The following is a 20,731-nucleotide window of genomic DNA, read 5'->3' as shown; positions in this document are numbered from 1 at the left end:
AAAATTAGGTTGGAGAAACAACAATCTCAAAGCTGTAAACCCTTTCGCTTTGCGATGACGATCACATAAAAACGTTTCAGCCACGGCAAAATACCGCTGCTGAAGGGGAAAAATAGTGATTAACGCTCAGATGTGCCTTGACCTTTTTCTGCTGCGGGAGCCAACATCGCAGGCTGGCGGGCACGGATAATTCGCATCCGTAAGCCGTCATAGGCCCAGTTATAGCAAATGGTGTAAGGCAGGAAGAACAGGAAGAAACCGATCTCCAACATAAATGCCTGTAGCAACGAAACACCCAATATATAAGCCGCAATCGGCAAGCCAATCAGGATAAAGCCACTTTCAAAGCCCAGGGCATGGAGCGCTCGCACACCCAGGGTTTTGGCGACCCGACTGACGGGCCAGAAGTAGTCGAACAAACTGTTGTAAACAATATTCCACAGCATCGCCACGGAAGAGAGCATGATGGTCAAGGTTCCCATTTGCAGTATTGAACGATCCAACAGCCATGCTCCAACCGGGGCACAAATCGCGATGGCGATCACTTCAAAACCAATAGCATGGATAAACCGTTCAGAGAGAGATTTGTGATGAACTTGCATAAAACACCTATTTAATTAACTGATAACTGATTATCGAGGGTGATTATCATCGTTTTTTAAGATAGATTGAAATTAGAACCCATCGATAAAATAGATAGTTTATGCACTATTCTCCTGAAGCTTTGATTGCCTTTGTTGAAGCCGCCGCACTCGGCTCGTTTTCGGCCGCCGCCCGTAAGCTACGCAAAAGTCAGTCGACGATCAGCACCGCCATCGCCAATCTGGAGGCAGATCTGGGGTTGACGCTATTTGATAGGCAGGCGCGTCAGCCAGTGCTGACGGATCATGGCCGCCGAGTGCTGTCCCACGTGCAAGAGATTCTGGCCGCCAGCGAACGGCTTGATTCGCTATCAATTCGTCTGGCAGGCCAGGTTGAAACCCGCCTGACCTTTGTGCTCTCCGACACCTATCAGCCGACACATCATGAAGATCTGCTGCGCCGTTTTGAGCAGCGCTACCCTGATATCGAATTTGAGTGCCTGATCGCCGAAGATGCCGACGTGATTGATCTATTACAGCTCAGACGCGCGCACATTGGTGTGGTGGAGGTGCAAAACAGCTATCCGCCGGACATTGCGGCTCGCCGCTTATCCGCTCAAACTGAAATGGCGATATTTGTGCAAGCTGATCACCCGCTGGCACAACTGCCCCAGGTTCACCGTGAGCAGTTGGCCACCACCCGCCAACTCTGCCTCAACACCTACAATCGCACCGAACGCAATCAGCCACAGGGATTAATCTGGTCGGCCCCCAGTTATTTAATGTTGCTGGAAATGGCTGAGCAGGGCTTCGGTTGGGCTATTTTACCTCGCTGGTTGGTTGAGCAATACAGCCACAGAAAACTGGTGCCATTATCGACCCTTGGTTGGCCAAAAATGATCTCTATTGATGCGGTTTGGTCGAAAAAAAGCCCACCCGGCCCGGCAGGCTATTGGTTGTTGGAGCAGTTAACCGGTGATATCAGATAGCCCCATTCCGAGCCTCAAGCACTTTGATTAGCTAACAGCGTCATCATTTACTGCCCTCCCTATTCTGGGGCGCAGCACTGCTGATCAACTCTGTGATCCTGCCAACTTCATCAATGAGTGAAAGCGCATACACTAAAGTGTCATTTACTCTCTTCAATCAGGGGCATCATGGTCTATCAAGCAGCGTCCTCCCGCTATCAGGAGATGAAGTATCATCGTTGTGGTCGTAGTGGGCTAATGCTCCCCGCCATCTCTCTGGGCCTGTGGCATAACTTTGGTGACAGCACGCTGTACGAAAATAGCCGTAATCTCATTCACCGTGCTTTTGATAGTGGCATCACTCATTTCGACTTAGCGAATAACTATGGCCCACCTCCCGGCTCTGCTGAGCTGAACTTTGGTCGAATCCTACAGCAGGATCTGCGCCCTTATCGTGATCAGTTGATTATCTCCTCCAAAGCGGGTTACACCATGTGGCCCGGCCCTTACGGTGACTGGGGTTCGAAGAAATATCTGGTCGCTAGCATCAATCAGAGCTTACAACGTATGGGGCTGGATTATGTTGATATCTTCTATCATCACCGTCCCGACCCTAATACCCCATTGGAAGAGACCATGGCCGCCTTAGATCTGCTGGTGCGCCAGGGGAAAGCACTCTATATCGGCTTGTCTAACTATCCTGCTGAGCAAGCGCGTCAGGCATTTGAGATTCTGGCGGATCTGGGTACACCTTGTCTGATCCACCAACCTAAATACTCCCTGTTTGAACGCTGGATTGAAGCCGATCTGCAAAATGTGCTGGACGAATACGGCGTGGGGTCGATAGCCTTCTCCCCACTGGCTGGCGGGTTATTGACGGATCGCTATTTAGCGGGTATCCCGCAGGACTCTCGGGCCGCCAGCAACAGTAAATTCCTTAATCCTGAGCAGCTTACGGCAGAAAAACTGACTAAAGTTCGTCGACTCAATGAGCTGGCACTTGCCCGTGGGCAGAAACTGTCGCAGATGTCTTTAGCCTGGGTATTACGTGATGGGCGGGTGACCTCAGCACTAATTGGTGCCAGCAAAACCAGCCAGATTGATGACGCCGTGGGGATGTTGGCGAATAGTGAATTCAGCGCTGAAGAGATCAGCATAATCGAAGCCATTTTGGTGTAAACGCTCTCTTTTTAAAACATTGGCAGGGGTACTCACGGCCCCTGCTCCATTCGCCCCCATCACTCCCACAGATAAATCCTAAATATATATTTTACAGTTTTATCCGAATCCCAGAGGTTGGCGAACTGTTTAAGATAACGTCATAGCCAATAAGGCCAAGTAAGGATAAATCATGTTAAAAGTGGCCGCGTTTCAATCGACAATGCTGAAACTGAGTGTCGTAAGACCAAGAAGGGTAAAACCCCTGTTGCTGATAACCATATTAGCCTGGCTACCACTCATTCCGATGGCAAATGCTGAGAGCATTGAGTTATTACCCAGTGTCACTTTAAACATTGGCGAGCAAGATCGCAGCGGTAACTATTGGGATGGTTATGACTGGCGTGACCGCCAATGGTGGCATGATCATCAAGGGCGGGATTTAGGCGAACGTAACCGCCATGGACACTACTGGGATGGACATCGCTGGCAAGGTAGGGACTGGTGGAAGAAGAACTACTATTACCGTGAAGGGCGCTACTGGAAATACGATAAGCACTATGACAAACACGGTAAAAAACATTATCAAGGTAAAAAACATCATCAGGGTAAAGGCCATGGCCACGGTCATCACGGCGATGATTAACTAAAGGGGCGCTGGCGCGTTGTTGCCCCCCGCCAGCTTCCAGAGGTTAAATTAAGCTAATCAGCAGATAAGCATTTAGCCCAATCACGAATAAGACGACTAATTTACCTAGAATTTGGGTGAATTTTGTATCGACCAAATCCCCCATCAACTCTTTATTACCGGTGAAAACCAGCAGTGGCACCAGCGCCAGCGCAATACCAAAACTCAGTAATACCTGGCTCATCACTAATATCTGTGTTGCATCTATTCCTACCAAAATGACAATAAAGGAGGGCAACATGGTCACCGAGCGGCGCAGCCACATTGGAATATAAAACCGCACAAAACCCTGCATCACCACTTGCCCCGCCATCGTACCCACCACCGTCGATGAAAGCCCCGCCGCGATTAAGCTCAAACCAAAAACAGTGGCAGCGGCATTACCCAGCAGCGGCTGTAGGGTCAAATAGGCCTCTTCTATCTCAGCGACGTCCTGATAACCGCTGAAATGGAAAGCCGCAGCGGCAGTTGCCATCATCGCCAGATTGACAAAACCGGCGATTGTCATCGCGATCGCCACATCAAATCGGGTCGAAGCATAGCGCTGAGCTTTGGACTCGCTCCCTTCCGCCTGAGTCAATGCTGAATGCAGATAAATAACATGCGGCATGATGGTCGCCCCCAGCACACCGGCGGCTAAAAATACGGCGTTACCATTGGGTAAATTTGGGATGAGCATCCCACGACCAAGTGCGGCAATATTGGGTTGAGAGAAAATCAGCTCTACGATATAGGCGGCCGCGACAAACAATAGCAAGCCGCCGACCACTAACTCGATAGGCTTTTGCCCCCTATTTTGCAGCATCAGAATCAGGAAAGTGGCAATCCCGGTTAGCACCGCCCCTTCCAGTAGCGTGACGCCCAGCAGCAATTTGAAGCCGATGGCGGCCCCGATAAACTCAGCCAGATCGGTCGCCATCACAATAATCTCAGCTTGCACCCAATATGCCCAAACCACGGGTCGGGGGAAGCGGTCGCGGATATGCTCCGCCAGATTCTTGCCCGTCGCAATACCGAGTTTGGCGGAGAGCAGCTGAACTAACATCGCCATCACATTGGCCCACACCACCACCCACAGCAAGGTATAACCGAACGAAGCACCGGCCTGAATATTAGTCGCAAAATTACCGGGATCAATATAAGCAATGGCGGCGATAAAAGCAGGCCCCATCAGGGAAAGTTTAACTCTCCTTGATGTACGGCGGGATGTATCGACAACACGGCTATTTAGCATTCAGTAATACCCTTGGAAAATGAGGCCTTCTTTACTTGCTATCCATAATATCTAAATGATAATAATTATCAAGCGCATTTAGATCGGCAAAAATTATCTCTTTAATAGGCGACCCCAATTAATCAGCCATCTCGTCATCATTGGCTTTTGGCTACTAAAAAGTTGAGCTAAATGTGACATTACTATTTTCAAGGCAGGCGCTACAATTATTCAAGCTAGCATAGCTAACCTACTGCCACAGCAAATGATTAACAGCGTTTTTTTTTGTGACCAACCCCACTAATTTGTTTGCATTTATGAAAACGAATTTCTATATTTGCAGCTTACATCTCGTTTTTAATGTAGCCGTTACATAAAATGTCCACCAAAATCTAGCCTGCCTCAAATTTGGAGCACACATGTCCCATATTCTGCAGTTTGCGTTGGCCTTAGTCGTGGTGGCCATATTAGCTTTGGCGATCTGTAAAGATCGTAAAAGTATTCGCATTCGGTTTGTTATTCAATTGCTGGTTATTGAAGTGTTATTGGCGTACTTCTTCCTTCATTCGGAAGCTGGATTAGGTTTTGTGAAAGGATTCGCCGGTCTATTCGACAAATTACTTGGATTTGCCGCTACCGGTACTGATTTTGTCTTTGGCAATATGGGTGATAAAGGTCTCGCATTCTTCTTCCTAAGAGTGTTATGCCCTATCGTCTTTATCTCTGCTCTGATTGGTATTTTGCAATACATCAAAGTGCTGCCGATCGTTATTCGGATTATCGGGACTCTATTATCCAAAGTTAATGGCATGGGCAAGTTGGAATCATTCAACGCCGTCAGTTCATTGATTCTGGGCCAGTCTGAAAACTTCATCGCTTATAAAGACATTTTGGGCAAAATGTCTGAAAAACGCATGTACACCATGGCGGCGACCGCAATGTCGACAGTCTCTATGTCGATTGTCGGTGCTTATATGTCAATGCTGGACGCGAAATTCGTGGTCGCAGCACTGGTGCTTAACATGTTCAGTACCTTTATCGTGTTGTCGTTGATCAACCCGTATAAAGCGGAAGATGAAGAGGAGTTACAACTCAGCAACTTGCATGAAGGCCAAAGTTTCTTTGAAATGCTGGGTGAATATATCCTGGCCGGTTTCAAAGTAGCCATTATCGTTGCTGCTATGTTGATTGGTTTCATCGCATTAATTGCCGCAATGAATGCCTTATTCAGCTTGCTGTTCGGGATTAGCTTCCAGGGGATTCTGGGCTATGTGTTCTTCCCGTTTGCCTGGGTCATGGGCGTACCGACTCATGAAGCTTTGCAAGTCGGTGGCATCATGGCAACCAAACTGGTCTCTAACGAATTCGTGGCAATGATGGATTTGCAGAAAGTCGCATCAACACTGTCACCACGTAGCGTGGGTATTTTGTCCGTATTCCTGGTTTCATTCGCTAACTTCTCCTCTATCGGTATTGTAGCCGGTGCGATTAAGGGTCTGAATGAACATCAAGGCAACGTGGTTTCTCGCTTCGGCCTGAAACTGCTATACGGCTCTACACTGGTCAGTGTGCTGTCCGCCTCTATCGCGGGCCTGGTGCTCTAAGCTTCAGAAAAAACTCGCTAAAAAGGCGCTACGGCGCCTTTTTTTATGTCTGCGATTCAGGGCTGAGGAATCTGTTTGAGTGATGACTTATTTGGAAACTGACAGGCTGGAGAATATGTGCTGAAGGAATTTAATGTCAGGATTGATGGAAACATTGATTAGTTGGAAGCAGTTTGAGGGTATGGAGTGTTTTTTTGGGGGGGGATAATTGAGTGCTTGAAATAATCATGGGTCGTGCTGGATAACTTGTACTGCTACATAATGGTGGGCCGTGCGGGATTCGAACCTGCGACCAATTGATTAAAAGTCAACTGCTCTACCAACTGAGCTAACGGCCCATTATGTATTTACTGCTTAATGACAATTCGATGCTCATCGTGCGGGATTACTCCTCCTGCAGACTCGCCCTTCGGGTCAACGCTAACGCGTTGCTGTCTCGCTTCGCTCGGCTCGAACCTTTAACCAATTGATTAAAAGTCAACTGCTCTACCAACTGAGCTAACGACCCACTATATTGATAATACGAGTAAAAGAAGTGGTGGGCGATACCAGATTCGAACTGATGACCCCCTCCGTGTAAAGGAGATGCTCTACCAACTGAGCTAATCGCCCACTTCTACTACTTGAAACCTAATACTTAAAACCATGAGTGATGAGTGGTGGGCGATACCAGATTCGAACTGATGACCCCCTCCGTGTAAAGGAGATGCTCTACCAACTGAGCTAATCGCCCTCATCTATCTCACTTACTGCTTCTATCCACAACACGCCGAGTTTGGTGGGCGATACCAGATTCGAACTGATGACCCCCTCCGTGTAAAGGAGATGCTCTACCAACTGAGCTAATCGCCCCGCCGTGTTGTTGGAGTCGCATTATAGGGATAGTTCGAAGTGAGTCAACGGTTTTTAAAACGAAAACAACCGTTCGCCGCAAATTTAGACAGGATGCGATATTTATCGCCGCTATGAACGTTTGTTTAGCTATATCTGTCAGTAATCATCGATTGCCTACTGGTAACATCGTTGAGGAATTACCTGAGGGTGGTAGAATGGCGCCTACTTTTTCTAATTTCGAGCAACAACCGGCGTCTGCTGGTCGGCGTAGCGTAATAAGGCATCGATCCCAATGAAAATCAAAACCCGTTTTGCACCCAGTCCTACCGGCTATCTCCATGTTGGTGGCGCACGTACCGCGCTCTACTCCTGGTTATTCACCCGTCATTTAGGCGGTGAATTTGTGCTGCGCATAGAAGACACCGATCTTGAGCGCTCAACCCAGGAAGCTATTGATGCCATTATGGACGGTATGAACTGGCTGAATCTGGATTGGGACGAAGGCCCGTATTTCCAAACTAAACGTTTCGATCGCTATAATGCCGTGATTGACCAAATGTTGGAAAAAGGCACCGCTTATCGTTGCTACTGCTCTAAAGAGCGCCTGGATGAGCTTCGTGAGACTCAAATGGCCAATGGCGAGAAACCTCGCTACGATGGCCGCTGCCGCGATAGCCACTGTACCCACAGTGCTGATGAGCCATCGGTAGTGCGTTTTCGTAACCCGCAGGAAGGTTCGGTCATTTTCGACGATAAAATCCGTGGGCCGATCGAATTCAGCAACCAAGAGTTGGATGACTTAATTATCCGCCGTACTGATGGTTCACCAACCTATAACTTCTGCGTGGTAGTTGATGACTGGGATATGGAGATCACACATGTTATTCGTGGTGAAGACCATATCAACAACACCCCGCGCCAGATTAATATTCTAAAAGCATTGGGAGCACCTGTTCCTGAATATGCCCACGTTTCAATGATCCTCGGTGATGACGGCAAAAAACTATCTAAACGTCACGGCGCGGTTGGCGTCATGCAATACCGTGATGACGGCTACCTGCCAGAAGCACTGCTGAACTATCTGGTGCGTTTGGGCTGGTCTCATGATGATCAAGAGATTTTCTCGGTTGCCGAAATGACCGAGCTATTCACACTGGATGCGGTGAGCAAATCAGCCAGTGCTTTCAATACTGAAAAACTGCAATGGTTGAACCATCACTATATCAATAGCTTGCCGCCAGAACATGTTGCCGTGCAGCTGTCGTGGCATATCGAGCAGTTGGGTCTCGATACCCGTAACGGCCCTGAATTGGTTGAAATTGTTAAGCTGCTGGGCGAGCGCTGCAAGACACTGAAAGAGATGGCGGAATCTTGCCGCTACTTCTATGAAGAATTTGATGAGTTCGATGCTGACGCCGCTAAAAAACATCTGCGCCCGGTTGCCCGCCAGCCGCTTGAAGCAGTCAAAGCTAAACTTGCCGCTATCACTGACTGGACCACGGAAAACGTGCACAATGCCATTCAGGGCACTGCTGACGAGTTAGCTGTAGGTATGGGCAAAGTGGGTATGCCGCTGCGTGTTGCCGTCACTGGTGCCGGCCAATCACCGGGTATGGATGTGACCGTTCATGCTATCGGTCAGGCTCGTTCACTGGCCCGAATTGATAAAGCACTGGCCTTTATCAGCGAACGCGAAGCGCAACAGCAATAACTGAGCATTCTTAATATGATCAGGCGGCTACTCAGCCGCCTTTTTTATATGGATAGCATCATTAATTGTGAGCAGGATTCCATTTATTCTGCTGTTTGTTGACTGATTTGGCGGCTTTTTCAGCGCTTAACACGAGAAATAGAATTAGCCGTTGACACTGTTTCAGCGGTTTCATATCATGCGCCCCGTTCACACGATTTATTATGTGCGCATTGGGGCTATAGCTCAGCTGGGAGAGCGCTTGCATGGCATGCAAGAGGTCGACGGTTCGATCCCGTCTAGCTCCACCAAATTTTACCTTTTGATCAGTGCGCTTTATCGCCTAATCAGATGGGTTAAATGGGTGGCACAGAGATAAATCAGTACGAACAACCACATTTGTGGGGCTATAGCTCAGCTGGGAGAGCGCTTGCATGGCATGCAAGAGGTCGACGGTTCGATCCCGTCTAGCTCCACCACTCTTTAAAAAACCGGCTCATGGCCGGTTTTTGCTTTCCAGCGCCCATCCTTGTCACGCGCCTCGTTTTAAATGCATCTCCGTTTTGTCATTGACCCCTGTTATCCTGCACACTCTAAATGTATTGATGACTTTAGGAATAGGGTATGGATCAGCAGCAACAAATCATTCAATGGCTCTATGCTGACTCTTATCGTATGCAGGCATTGTCTATTGCCCGCGAACTCGGGCTAAATCAGTGGTGTCTGGCCGCAGGATTTGTCCGCAATCTCGTGTGGGATCAGCTCCACGGCCATCACTCTCCTACACCACTCAATGATATTGATTTAGTCTATTTTGATAAGCAAAACATCAGCGAGCAGCATGATTTACAGCTAGAGGCGCAGTTACGGCAAAACGCCGCGTCTCAGCACGCTTCCTTCCCCTGGTCAGTAAAAAACCAGGCCAGAATGCACCTGCGCAGTGGTCGTCAGCCCTATCGCAGCACAGAAGATGCCATCAGCTATTGGGTTGAAGTGGAAACGGCGATTGGTGCCAGGCTCAAAGCGTGTGGGGATATCGAATTGGTGGCTCCGTGGGGGTTGGATGCGCTATTTACCCGAACTATTACTCTGAATCCTAAAAACGGTGAAATCGACACCTATCACCAACGAATAACCAGTAAAGGCTGGCAACAACATTGGCCTGAGTTGCGTTTGGTGGTTTAGCCCCTTAGAACCCTGTTTAGGCGCTCATAAAAACGCCAAGTGATAAGTTAGTGATAAGATTGTGTAAAACAGCCATAGAAGATTAAAGGTTAATACTCTGTCGTCGATAAGCATTACTCCACCCACGTTTTTCTAAGGAGTCATGATGTCGAACACGATTTCAGCAGCATCTGCGTCAGTAAGCAGCAGTAGCTCTTCTGACAGCAGCGCTGCCGCACAGATTAAGTCTATTTATCAGCAGATCCAAAAGCTGACCGAGAAATTAAGCACCTTAAAAGACTCTGGTCTGACGGCTGATGAGTTGAAAAAACAGCAGCAACAGATTCAGGGGCAAATTGCCGCGCTGCAAGCTCAAATCGCCAGTATTGAGGCGCAGGAAGCGGAAAAAGCCAAAGAGGGTAAAAACGATAGCCTAAGCGCGAGTACGCCGACAGGTGATGGGGTCAACCGCCCTTCTACTCAAAACCAGATTGACGTCTATATTTAAGCTGTTTGTACCCGATAAAACCGATCCATGGCGATGGACAGATTACGCCCACCGCCATGTTTTAGCCCCGCTTAAGCGGCATAACTAAGCTCTCTAACCCTTCCACCTTAATTGTCAGCGTCAGTTCCATCAGCATCCCCAGCTTACCTTGTGGAAATTCACCTTTGCGGGCGAACCACAGCAAGTACTCTTCGGGCAGATCAATCAATACTCGCCCCTGATATTTACCAAAAGGCATCCGAGTATTGGCAATCTCAATCAGATTCTCTTTTTCCATACTGTCCTCTGATGTTAGAACTATTCACCCAGCAAACGGATCATCTCAGCTTCATCAATAACTGTTATCCCTAGCTCCTGCGCTTTCACCAATTTTGACCCCGCAGCCTCACCGGCTATCACCAGATCGGTTTTCCTGGAGACACTGCCACTCACTTTTGCCCCTAGGGCAGTCAGGCGATCTTTCGCTTCGTCCCGCGAGAGGATCGTTAGTGAGCCAGTCAGGACCACTGTTTTACCGGCAAATGGACTGTCGATCTCTTCAGCAATAATCTGCTGCGGCTCTGGCCAACTGATCACTTTCTCCAGCGCTTCGATCACTCGCTGATTGTGCTCCTCGCCGAGGAAGTTCAACACGTGTTTAGCCACCACTTCACCGACATCTGGCACACTTTTCAGTTCATCAATATCAGCTGCGCGCAGGTTTGCCATATTGCGAAAGTGAGCGGCCAGGTTAGCTGCCGTCGCCTCCCCCACCTCGCGGATACCCAAGGCATACAGGAAGCGAGCAAAGGTGGTCTGTTTTGCTCTCTCTAATGCCACAATCAGATTTTGTGCCGACTTTGGCCCCATCCGATCCAGCCCGGTGAGTTTACCTGCCGTCAGCTCGAATAAGTCCGCCGGGTTCTCGACATACTGTTTCTCCACCAACTGCTCGATAATTTTATCGCCCATGCCGTCCACATCCAGCGCCCGACGGGAGACAAAGTGCTTAAGCGCCTCTTTGCGTTGCGCCGCGCAGAATAGGCCACCAGTACAGCGGGCAACCGCCTCGCCTTCTACCCGCTCGATATCAGAACCACACACCGGGCAGTGCTCTGGGAATGTGATCTCTTTCGCGTCCTGCGGGCGCTGCTCCATCACCACCCCCACTACTTGCGGGATCACATCGCCAGCACGGCGCACAATGACGGTATCGCCAATGCGCAAGCCAAGACGCTCAATTTCATCGGCATTATGCAAGGTCGCGTTGCTGACAATCACACCCGCCACCTGCACCGGTTCCAGACGGGCAACTGGCGTGATAGCCCCCGTGCGCCCCACCTGAAACTCAACTTCGCGGACCTGTGTTATCTGCTCTTGGGCTGGAAACTTAAACGCGGTTGCCCAACGAGGGGCGCGCGCCACAAAGCCCAACTGCTCTTGCAAATCGAGATCATCAACCTTGATAACCACACCATCGATATCAAAGCCTAAACCGGCGCGATCCTGTTCAACCTGACGATAAAAAGCAATAACCTGCTCGCTACCGGTGCAGAGCTGCACTCGATTACTGACCGGTAAGCCCCAGGCCTTAAATTGCATCAGGCGCTGAATATGGCTGCGTGGCAGCTCGCCGCCATCCAACAAACCAACGCCATAACAGAAGAAAGCTAATCGCCGTTTCGCCGTGATGCGAGGATCAAGCTGGCGCAATGATCCCGCGGCGGCATTACGTGGGTTAGCGAAAACCTTGCCACCTTTACGGCGCGCCTCGTCATTCAGTTGCTCAAAACCGGCCTGTGGCATAAAGACTTCGCCACGAACTTCAACCCGACGTGGGATGTTATCCCCGTGTAAACGCAGCGGAATAGCACGAATGGTGCGCACATTGGCGGTAATATTTTCACCGGTGGTGCCATCACCACGGGTTGCCGCCCTGACCAGTTCGCCATCTTCATACAGTAAACTGACCGCCAGACCATCTAACTTCAGCTCGCAGCAAAAGGTCAGCGGCTCGGTGCGTTTCAGGCGATCATGCACCCGCTTATCAAACGCCAAATAGCTCTCTTCATCAAACACGTTATCGAGAGAGAGCATCGGCACTTCATGCTTAACTTGCTCAAACGCATCAAGAGGGGCTGCGCCCACCCGCTGCGTCGGTGAGTCACTGGTAATCAGTTCGGGATGTTGGCTTTCCAAATCACGCAGTTGCTGCATCAGGCGGTCATATTCAGCATCAGGGATCTCTGGGGCATCCAACACATGGTATTGATGTTCGTGATGGCGCAATGAGGTTCTTAGTTGATTAATTTGCTGAATTATCGATTCCATAGCTCACCATCAAAGATAAAAAACCCCCGGCATGCGGGGGTTCGGGTTAATTCGGTTCATTGCGAGGCAACGTGATTAGGCGGTTGCGTTTGCTTCCAGCACTTCGCGGATGCGCGCCTTATACGTTTCCAGTTTTTGCGGGGTCATCATACGGCGTTCATCATCCAACACCACACCACCGACATCATCGGCAATACGTTGGGCTGATTGCAACATGAGCTTAAAGTTCTGATGTGCATCGCCATAAGACGGCACCATCATAAACATTGAGACACCCGGCGTTGAGAAATCAGCCATGGTATCGGGGTCAAAGGAGCCGGGTTTGACCATATTCGCCAGACTAAATAGTACTGGGCCACTGCCTGCGGGGCTAAGATGACGATGGAAAATGCCCATCTCGCCAAACTGGAAACCAGACTGAAGAACACTCTGTAGCAGCAACTCGCCACCTAGCGCACCACCGTGATGCGCGGCAACATGCAGCACCAAAACGGTCTCTTTCAGTTTTTGCGGTTTCACCTCAGGAGCAGGAGCAACAGGTTCGGGCTGTGGAACCGCACGATGTGCCGGTTCTGCCGCATGTTGTGGCTCTACGTGTCGCGGTTGTGAATAGGATTCGTCAACCGATCCAAGCAAAGGATCACGCTGTGACTCATGCGGTGGTTGCTCAGCAGATAGCCCACCCAAAAGAGGGTCGTCATATTCTGTTTGCACGGAAGCAAAAGGCTGCTGACGAGATTCTGTCTTCACCTGAGCCGGCTTAGCATCATCATGCTGAATAACCGGCATTTCTTCATCATCGTCATCAGTATGACTAAACGAAGGCTTCTCCTGTGGATGAGCGGTGCGGACGCGCACCTCTCCTACCCCTTCATCGAGACTCTCGATCGGGGTTTCAACACGTTCTTGTTTCAGACGTTTAACTGGGCGATCGCGAAAAAGTGATGAGCGTTCTTTACGGCTGGTCCATAAACCATGCAATAACAACGCTATTATGGCGATCGCGCCAACAACGATTAATATCAGACGCAAATCCTGCATCATTACTATCTCTGTTGTTCCAATACATTGCCACCGCGGCAAACATTCACCCTTTAACTCTATTTCCCAACGAACACAAGTGCAAGTCCGTGCTCAATTTTCTTCGAAGAAAGATGATTATGCTAGATGTTTCGCTCACTTTTCGCACAATATGTGACTATGCAGTGGGAAATCATACCGATATGATACCCGGGTCGATAAGCAAATAGAGAACTGAATGGCATGGCGTATACGCAAAAAGCGGTAAAAAAGGTCAGTGGTGTCCACTATTTTGCCCAGGGATGGCAGCTGATTTCTCGTCCGGGCATCCGAAGATTTGTTATTTTGCCGTTACTGGTGAATATTCTGCTGATGGGAGGCGCTTTCTGGTGGTTATTCAATCGTATAGGTGACTGGGTACCACAATTGATGAGCCATGTGCCCGACTGGTTACAGTGGCTGAGCTATTTGCTGTGGCCAATTATGGTGATTTCGGTATTGCTGGTATTCAGTTACCTGTTCAGTACCCTTGCCAATTTTATCGCGGCCCCTTTTAACGGCTTACTGGCCGATCAACTGGAGGCTAGCCTAACCGGTAAGCCCCTGCCAGACACCGGTATCATCGGCATAATGAAAGATCTACCGCGCATTATGGCGCGTGAATGGCGCAAATTGGCCTACTACCTGCCACGAGCCTTAGTGTTACTGCTGCTGTACTTTATTCCGGGCATCGGTCAAACACTGGCCCCGGTTCTGTGGTTCTTATTCAGCGCCTGGATGCTATCAATTCAATATTGCGATTATCCCTTTGATAACCATAAAGTGAGTTTCCAGGAGATGCGCAGTGCGCTGCGCCAGAATAAAGTCGATAACCTGCAATTTGGTGCACTGGTGAGCTTATTCACCATGATTCCCTTTCTCAATTTGGTGATTATGCCAGTTGCAGTCTGCGGTGCCACAGCAATGTGGGTTGATCGCTACCGCGAGCAGTTTATTCAACCATCACGATAATCATCTATGGGCGTGCCGGTCACGCCCTTGTTATTGGGATTAAAACTTATTTCCTAATCACATATCGATATACCAATTACTTAGATACACCAAGGGCCAACAATCATATGATTTATCAATGGATGCTGACCCTTTTATTCGTAAAAAATATTTAAAAGTGGTCTTTGTAACTTATTGATTATCAAGTAAAGAAAAATAGTTTTGCAGAAAGCTTTTTCAACAGAAAAAGAATTAATTACTGTTTATACAAGCAGCAACTTAATGGGAGGTGGCATGGCAAGAAATCATAAAAAATGGAATATGCCACCCCATAACTGGTGGCTAGCAATAAGTCATTTTATTATCGAGTTCAGTTGGCAATGACTCAGAATTATCTCCAGGCGGGTCGGACTCCCAGTGTGCTTGCCCTAGGCCTGTGAGGGCTTACATTTTGTGGTATGACTACTGGTCTGGGGATCTGCGATCTTGTTTGGTTCCGGGCTGTGGGTACTGTATGAGTCGTAGCCATTATCAATAGAGCTTCCCATATCTTGGCTTGCTCATAAGTATAATCAACACCACCTAAATAAAAGGCCTTATCCATATCTAACTGATAAGTACCTGCATTGTCGGGGACATATAATGTTGAATTAAGTATGCGACTTAAAGGTTCCTTATAATTTATATAATCATTATGATGATTTATTAAGTCCAACAGAACATCATCTTTTGATGAATATTTTTCATTTATATCATTAAAGAATTTTATACCACTCTGCCTTAGTGAGGCTATATCACCAAGCATCTTTAGGCGAGTTTCGTTATAAGTATAATAAGATTTTGCAGTATTACTCAATGCAGACATGACGAACCAAACGGCTACGCTTGCTTTAAAAGCACTATCAATTATGAAGGTAGTATTACCCGTAGGAGCGGCAGGAGTGGCAGTAGAAGAATCCTTATTATAATCATGTGTTACAGTAGCTAGTAAATTAGATGCCAAACCCGAACCAATGGATACCGCTTGTGGGAAAGTATTTAAAAGCGTATTTTCATTAATTCTAGTGTATGTTTGATAGATATCACCGCAAAAATAGAACAATACATTTGATATCGAACTTGGCAAACATTCCCGAAGATTATGCGAAAAGAAGGAAATAACACTTGTTATGGGGTCGTAAATATAATATTTATAGTTAGCACTTCCTCTTGGTTCAAACATGTGAGAAATAATCCCGCCATACATATTATCCAAAATTTTCTGTGCATCAGCATTTCCCCCAGCATATTTCTTTAATAATCTGAATGTCCGAGCTGAAGAATTTAAAGTACCCACAAAAACGTCCAACTGTCTGATATCTAATCCATTTATAAAATGAACTACATTGTTAAAAAAAATAATATTTGTATCTCGGGATATAATATTAAGTAATCTGTGGTTAGTCGTGAGTGTTAGGTTGCTATCCGCCATAATGTTGTCCTTTCATTATTCAGTGTGGATAAAATAGGAATAATCTACTTCGCTACGAGTTCCCAGCTAGCACAGACTACCGCACTAGTTATACGAATGAGAACTTTCAAAATGTAAGTCTATTTTACGTAACTCAATACACATGCAGCGACTGCTGTCATTTTCAGAATACTATTGCACAGAATGTCAGAAGAGGACCGCACTAAAGCTATTATCAATCGACTGGTTGAGGAAATGTTTAATGAAGCCGAACAGTGGCTGGTTATCGATATTTAACTTGAGGGGAATTTATGCTGCGTGTCGAAGTGACGATAGATAAGCTGAACGCCAAGAGTTTTCCTCTTGGCTATACCAATGCACTGACGGAAGAATTAACAAAACGCCTCAGTCGTAAATTTAGCGATATTCACGTGAAGGTTAGATTTGCGGGTGCCGATGAATTAACAGTGCTGGGCGGGGCTAGCGAGGATAAAAAGACGGTCGAAGAGATTTTGCAGGAGACGTGGGAAAGCGCTGATGATTGGTTTCAGCCTTAGTGAAATTAACATAACTGGTACGCAGTCTTTCGGGCTGCGTCCATAATACCACTCTATTTTCAGAACATTCGGAGCTTAAATCATTAGGAGTAATTAGATAAAACCCAATATGATTGAAACAATACTGTAACAATCAGGGAAGGCTATGGATACGGTTGAGCAAGTAAGTGGTTATTATTTTAAAGAAATGCACAATCTGTCTCAGGGTGAATTAGCTTTTTGGGTCACTGTTGATGAAGTTGAAAAGCAATTCAACGGGATAGATATCGTTGCTTTTGCTTTCATTCTTGGAGGATTGAACATCATTCCCGTCCCCGGTAAGCCACATACAGCCCCCCCGGCACTAGCCTTCTATCATTTATCCCTTCGTCGCATGATCTCATGTCGCCTTAACAATCGCTGGAGATCACCAACATGGAAGACATTAATTGGTGGAGGCTGGGCAAGATCGACAAGTTTGGGTGGGCTCATCGGTAGGTGGATACCTTGGCTAGGTGTAGCCATTACAGCTTATGATATTAGTATTATCGGGTATAGAAGTGTTCACCGTTACAACCTCATTGTTTCGTCAAGGGATCGTTTGGAATGAACACTCATGAGGCGGTACTACAATTCGTCAAAGATGAGTTGCGTTGTTGTCAGTTACAGATAGATTCATCGCTCAGTACCGGTGAACATCAAACAGTTCCCGAAGATATCTATGAGTTAATGGATAAATATTCTGAAAAGTTTAATGTCGATTGCAGCAAAATATACTGGAGGCGTTATTTTCCCCAGGTGGTTTTTCCTTTTTTGCCTAATAGTATTCTTCATGAGCGCTTAAAATCAGACCGTCATAAACCTGAGCCGCTTACAGTCCATATGCTTATCGAATCAGCCAAGGCAAGCCGCTGGCTGTATGATTGAAATAAGGTTCCAGTGGAGGCCCCCGAAAATGACGAGTGGCGTAAAATGTGTGACTAAACCTTATCAACTGAGACCTTTTTTTTATTATCTCAATCTGGTAAATAATCTGACGCCACAGACAATTAACCTATTAAATATATGCTCTCGTTTGTAGTGTAACTAATAGGACTATGCCAATTTAGTTTTAGAAACCAATGAATGGAAAATTACAATGAAAAGACCAATAAGTATTAGTTTTGGTGAGACTGAGAATGTAAAACACAAAAAAACCAATGAAAAACCTTATAACCCACCAATTATGCCAGTGAACACAACGGTTCCTTCAATCATACATTATATTTGGTTAGGTTCACCATTAAATACAAATCAAATTTGCAGAGTGATTAATCATGTTGTCAAAAATTCCATTGGATTTAAATTCATTATCTGGACTGATAGTTATTCAGAATATTATCGTCTAAAAGCGGTAATTGTAGATGCAAATTCATATGCGGATTTTTTCTTAAGAGAGAGTAAACTGTACTTTGTAAATAACATAGAAGTTAGAGTTATTGGCGAGTATTTAAAAGAGGTAAACGTAAGAAACTACAGCGCATTTATACGTGAGTCTATTGGCGCCTATAGGAATTATGCCGCAGCATCAGATATATTACGCTTATTGATTCTATATCATATTGGCGGGGTTTATTTAGATCTAGATGCAGAGTTATACTCAAAGTTGAATGTATCTGCGGTTCAAAGTCAATATGGTTTCTCTGTAAGAGAGGTTGTTCCAGGGAGAGCTGCAATTCAAAATAATATAATTGCGGTAGCACCAAACCACCCTTGGATTAAATTGATGCTAGATTCTATAGAAAGAAATTATTCTGCCCCAATCAACGAAAACTATACATGGTCAAAGAAACGTTCAAACTTAGAGTATGACCCATTTTCTAAAATGTCAGTACCTAATCCATTTCTTAGCCACTGTAGATTAGAACAGACTATAATTATTACTGGGCCAGCATTATTATACAATGTTTTAAATGAGGGGGGGTTTATTCAATATATCGGGACGATGTGTCAATATTTCAAGTGTCCTGATGCATCTGCCAAATGGGCCGATATAAGCCATGTAAATCTGCGTGATAGTTCTGAGTCACCGTTTTAGGATTGATGGCTACACTGATTCTGGTGGAAGTGGAAAATGGTCAGTAAGATATTTTTTAAAACAACAATTTGAGAGGCGGTAACTGTTAAAAAACAGCGCTGACACAATGACCACCAGTGCAGCCACTCATCTGTTAATAGTGTGTGGAGTTGATTGGGTGACTGATGGGCTAAAACGGAAAAAGGCCACCTGAATAGGCAGCCTTAAACTTAGTTACTGGGTTATTTAGCGAATTTGTCCGCTTCTTCGCGAGTCGTGATGAAGCTTTCGCCAAGGCCAATCGCAATCAGTATTCCTACGATATAGCCTGCCAACTTACTGTTTAAAATCTTCTTGATCATGCAACCTCCAATTCAGAGGAGTAATCATTCTATGCCCTTTTCATCGCGAGCAGTAGGTCACGTATTCACCACATTCGCTTGAACACCAACCACTGCTGCAGCAATGTCCTAAATAGATTGGGATGTGAACTCGTTATTCAGTGATGCTCAGGCGAATGTAGAAAGCAAAAACCCTGATTGGCTAGAGTCAGGGCTTCGTGTTTTCCATAATATTTATACTAAGTCAAAATGGAGGAGCGCATCGGGTCATTCCCCAGAAGACGCCGATAATACCAATCAGCACAACCCGACGCGCTTTTCTATTGTGACTCATTTGGACCGCCATCAGGGACTTGAACCCTGCACCCTCATATCCACAGACATGACCGCTCTATCCTCCTGAGCTAATGGCGGAAATAGGTAAGCACACTGGATACCTCCGGCGATCCTTCATCGACTTAACCCAATGTGCTTTTGTATATAAAAAACACCCGCCATCGGCATCCGGAACTTAATGTCATCATCTCTTTGCGGAGACAACAGCTCAAATAAATGAACTGATGGCGGGTAAAATCGCTTTTATAATCAGCGACAAATAAGCTTAAGGATGCCGAATAATCGGCGAGACTGACACTAATGACGGCAGAGTCTCCCGAGCAAATGGTAATAGCTAAAAATGAGAGTGTGATCTCATTATTCGTCGGTGGGTAAGCTTTGTTGCTGTGATATCCACCTTGGCGGGCTTTGCACTTAACGGCTTAACCACATTCCTCTGATTCTACATAGGGGATAATCCCACATGTAAAAAAGCCCTCGAGCTATTAACTCAGGGGCCTGAATGGTTGTCGATCTTTCCCGGTAGTCACTTCACACCAAGGGCACAATTAGGGTACTAGTGTAGTGGTAGGGGTCAGTAGTGTGTATCAAAACCAACTGTGCCCTTCTGCCATTTAGTTCCCATGCTTAGGGCAAATACGAACAGAAACCAACCATCTAACATTGCGCTGGACATGCGATTTCTTTTAATTTCCCTAGTGAAAATAAGCCAAGCGCAATTATCACCACCATAGATAACACTATAATTAATCTCTTCACATAGCCCATCCCATTATCTCTTGCATCTCATTTGGCCCGCCACCGAGGTCTCTAGCCTCGTATCTACAACAGCAATGGTTATCGGGCTTGACCACTTCACCACATTCCACTGAGTACTGTTTCACAACGATTGGATTAACCAACCCAGCACCATACGGATGTAGAAATGAAAAAACCTCAACTAGTTAGGTGAGGCCTTAAATAGATAATTCCGCGCGGATGGCGGATTTCTTTAACACAGTGGCAGGCTACTTAATGTTACTTACAATCAATTGATGCTTTTACAAATGTTGACTTATATACAGAATCATCCAGTGAGGAAAACACTGCAAATCCCCTTACTGATGCATTTGGTTTCAATGAGCCGTTCAATAACGTCTCGTCCACGGTATCAAGTTCGAATTTTTTCCATCAGGGGTGGCAAATCTTGTTCAGTTTTAATGCCTTATCACCAAGATTAGCGAGAACAATATCGAATCTTTTAGTGTGAGCAGACTCGGTACCTGTTGACATAGAACCCAGAGA

The 20,731-nt window shown here is 46.6% G+C and carries 18 protein-coding genes, 7 tRNA genes, 1 other RNA gene and 1 pseudogene; 14 read left to right on the top strand and 13 right to left on the bottom strand.

Annotation, left to right across the window (positions count from 1 at the left end; translation table 11 throughout):
- Positions 1-119: 119 nt before the first annotated feature.
- Positions 120-602: a multidrug/biocide efflux PACE transporter gene (locus FFE93_RS06430; RefSeq protein ID WP_054873127.1), complete on the bottom strand. Its 483-nt coding sequence runs from the start codon at positions 600-602 to the stop codon at positions 120-122.
- A 101-nt stretch (positions 603-703) separates the two neighbouring features.
- On the opposite strand from FFE93_RS06430, the gene FFE93_RS06425 reads away from it, so the two are divergent.
- The 3 genes from FFE93_RS06425 (at position 704) to FFE93_RS06415 (ending at position 3,353) form a co-directional block, all read left to right on the top strand.
- On the top strand, positions 704-1,570 hold the full coding sequence (locus FFE93_RS06425; RefSeq protein WP_049600856.1) for a LysR family transcriptional regulator: 867 nt from the start codon (positions 704-706) through the stop codon (positions 1,568-1,570).
- Between the two features lie 168 nt (positions 1,571-1,738).
- Entirely contained in the window at positions 1,739-2,728 is a 990-nt protein-coding gene (locus tag FFE93_RS06420; RefSeq protein ID WP_057647346.1) for an aldo/keto reductase, read from the top strand.
- A gap of 172 nt (positions 2,729-2,900) precedes the next feature.
- Positions 2,901-3,353 carry a DUF2502 domain-containing protein gene (locus tag FFE93_RS06415; protein WP_005279688.1) on the top strand — a complete coding sequence of 151 codons (453 nt, stop codon included), beginning with the start codon at positions 2,901-2,903 and terminating at the stop codon, positions 3,351-3,353.
- A gap of 46 nt (positions 3,354-3,399) precedes the next feature.
- Here FFE93_RS06415 and FFE93_RS06410 read toward each other — a convergent pair whose 3' ends face one another.
- On the bottom strand, positions 3,400-4,629 hold the full coding sequence (locus tag FFE93_RS06410) for an Nramp family divalent metal transporter (RefSeq protein WP_049600851.1): 1,230 nt from the start codon (positions 4,627-4,629) through the stop codon (positions 3,400-3,402).
- A gap of 398 nt (positions 4,630-5,027) precedes the next feature.
- Here FFE93_RS06410 and FFE93_RS06405 point away from each other — a divergent pair, with 398 nt between their 5' ends.
- On the top strand, positions 5,028-6,212 hold the full coding sequence (locus tag FFE93_RS06405; RefSeq protein ID WP_005279685.1) for a NupC/NupG family nucleoside CNT transporter: 1,185 nt from the start codon (positions 5,028-5,030) through the stop codon (positions 6,210-6,212).
- A gap of 262 nt (positions 6,213-6,474) precedes the next feature.
- Here the strand turns inward: FFE93_RS06405 and FFE93_RS06400 are convergent.
- The 5 genes from FFE93_RS06400 to FFE93_RS06380 all read right to left on the bottom strand — a co-directional run bounded on the left by FFE93_RS06400 (position 6,475) and on the right by FFE93_RS06380 (position 7,064).
- Positions 6,475-6,550 (bottom strand) — tRNA-Lys (locus FFE93_RS06400).
- Positions 6,551-6,580: 30 nt separating this feature from the next.
- Positions 6,581-6,713, bottom strand: a non-coding RNA gene (locus FFE93_RS06395) — RtT sRNA.
- Positions 6,714-6,748: 35 nt separating this feature from the next.
- Positions 6,749-6,824, bottom strand: a tRNA-Val gene (locus tag FFE93_RS06390).
- Between the two features lie 45 nt (positions 6,825-6,869).
- Positions 6,870-6,945: transfer RNA gene (locus FFE93_RS06385), tRNA-Val, on the bottom strand.
- A gap of 43 nt (positions 6,946-6,988) precedes the next feature.
- A tRNA-Val gene (locus tag FFE93_RS06380) sits at positions 6,989-7,064 on the bottom strand.
- 274 nt (positions 7,065-7,338) lie between these two features.
- Here FFE93_RS06380 and gltX point away from each other — a divergent pair.
- The 5 genes from gltX to FFE93_RS06350 all read left to right on the top strand — a co-directional run bounded on the left by gltX (position 7,339) and on the right by FFE93_RS06350 (position 10,408).
- Positions 7,339-8,757: a glutamate--tRNA ligase gene (gene gltX, locus FFE93_RS06375; protein ID WP_138774920.1), complete on the top strand. Its 1,419-nt coding sequence runs from the start codon at positions 7,339-7,341 to the stop codon at positions 8,755-8,757.
- 214 nt (positions 8,758-8,971) lie between these two features.
- A tRNA-Ala gene (locus tag FFE93_RS06365) sits at positions 8,972-9,047 on the top strand.
- A 92-nt stretch (positions 9,048-9,139) separates the two neighbouring features.
- Positions 9,140-9,215: transfer RNA gene (locus FFE93_RS06360), tRNA-Ala, on the top strand.
- Between the two features lie 145 nt (positions 9,216-9,360).
- On the top strand, positions 9,361-9,921 hold the full coding sequence (locus FFE93_RS06355) for a nucleotidyltransferase family protein (protein ID WP_054872340.1): 561 nt from the start codon (positions 9,361-9,363) through the stop codon (positions 9,919-9,921).
- Between the two features lie 145 nt (positions 9,922-10,066).
- Positions 10,067-10,408 carry a FlxA-like family protein gene (locus FFE93_RS06350; RefSeq protein WP_138775212.1) on the top strand — a complete coding sequence of 114 codons (342 nt, stop codon included), beginning with the start codon at positions 10,067-10,069 and terminating at the stop codon, positions 10,406-10,408.
- A gap of 61 nt (positions 10,409-10,469) precedes the next feature.
- Here FFE93_RS06350 and FFE93_RS06345 read toward each other — a convergent pair whose 3' ends face one another.
- The 3 genes from FFE93_RS06345 to zipA all read right to left on the bottom strand — a co-directional run bounded on the left by FFE93_RS06345 (position 10,470) and on the right by zipA (position 13,762).
- Positions 10,470-10,685, bottom strand: a complete 216-nt coding sequence (locus tag FFE93_RS06345; RefSeq protein ID WP_005277607.1) for a DUF3820 family protein — start codon at positions 10,683-10,685, stop codon at positions 10,470-10,472.
- 20 nt (positions 10,686-10,705) lie between these two features.
- Entirely contained in the window at positions 10,706-12,718 is a 2,013-nt protein-coding gene (gene ligA / locus FFE93_RS06340; protein WP_005277609.1) for an NAD-dependent DNA ligase LigA, read from the bottom strand.
- 75 nt (positions 12,719-12,793) lie between these two features.
- On the bottom strand, positions 12,794-13,762 hold the full coding sequence (gene zipA, locus FFE93_RS06335; RefSeq protein ID WP_138774919.1) for a cell division protein ZipA: 969 nt from the start codon (positions 13,760-13,762) through the stop codon (positions 12,794-12,796).
- 219 nt (positions 13,763-13,981) lie between these two features.
- Here zipA and cysZ point away from each other — a divergent pair, with 219 nt between their 5' ends.
- Positions 13,982-14,749 (top strand): sulfate transporter CysZ, encoded by a 768-nt coding sequence (gene cysZ / locus FFE93_RS06330; protein WP_138774918.1) that lies wholly within the window; start codon positions 13,982-13,984, stop codon positions 14,747-14,749.
- Between the two features lie 370 nt (positions 14,750-15,119).
- On the opposite strand, the gene FFE93_RS06325 is transcribed toward cysZ, so the two are convergent.
- Complete coding sequence (locus FFE93_RS06325; protein WP_005277615.1) at positions 15,120-16,199, bottom strand: hypothetical protein; 1,080 nt, start codon at positions 16,197-16,199, stop codon at positions 15,120-15,122.
- A gap of 293 nt (positions 16,200-16,492) precedes the next feature.
- Between FFE93_RS06325 and FFE93_RS06315 the strand changes: the two genes are divergently transcribed.
- From FFE93_RS06315 to FFE93_RS06300, 4 genes are all read left to right on the top strand, one after another.
- On the top strand, positions 16,493-16,735 hold the full coding sequence (locus FFE93_RS06315) for a DinI-like family protein (protein WP_032898592.1): 243 nt from the start codon (positions 16,493-16,495) through the stop codon (positions 16,733-16,735).
- A gap of 145 nt (positions 16,736-16,880) precedes the next feature.
- Positions 16,881-17,324 carry an STM2901 family protein gene (locus FFE93_RS06310; RefSeq protein WP_032898584.1) on the top strand — a complete coding sequence of 148 codons (444 nt, stop codon included), beginning with the start codon at positions 16,881-16,883 and terminating at the stop codon, positions 17,322-17,324.
- Positions 17,321-17,641 carry a DUF1493 family protein gene (locus tag FFE93_RS06305; protein WP_032898586.1) on the top strand — a complete coding sequence of 107 codons (321 nt, stop codon included), beginning with the start codon at positions 17,321-17,323 and terminating at the stop codon, positions 17,639-17,641. Before FFE93_RS06310 ends, FFE93_RS06305 begins: the two co-directional genes overlap by 4 nt.
- Positions 17,642-17,852: 211 nt before the next feature.
- Entirely contained in the window at positions 17,853-18,791 is a 939-nt protein-coding gene (locus FFE93_RS06300) for a glycosyltransferase family 32 protein (RefSeq protein ID WP_099460449.1), read from the top strand.
- 655 nt (positions 18,792-19,446) lie between these two features.
- On the opposite strand, the gene FFE93_RS06295 is transcribed toward FFE93_RS06300, so the two are convergent.
- Both FFE93_RS06295 and FFE93_RS21680 read right to left on the bottom strand, forming a co-directional pair.
- Positions 19,447-19,525: transfer RNA gene (locus FFE93_RS06295), tRNA-OTHER, on the bottom strand.
- A gap of 939 nt (positions 19,526-20,464) precedes the next feature.
- A pseudogene (locus FFE93_RS21680) lies at positions 20,465-20,719 on the bottom strand (DUF4354 family protein).
- Positions 20,720-20,731 lie beyond the last annotated feature (12 nt).

The organism is Yersinia sp. KBS0713, assembly GCF_005937895.2.
Taxonomy (GTDB): domain Bacteria; phylum Pseudomonadota; class Gammaproteobacteria; order Enterobacterales; family Enterobacteriaceae; genus Yersinia; species Yersinia bercovieri.
The sequence above is the reverse complement of the archived record's forward strand: the minus strand, read 5'-3'. Positions and strand labels throughout refer to the sequence as shown.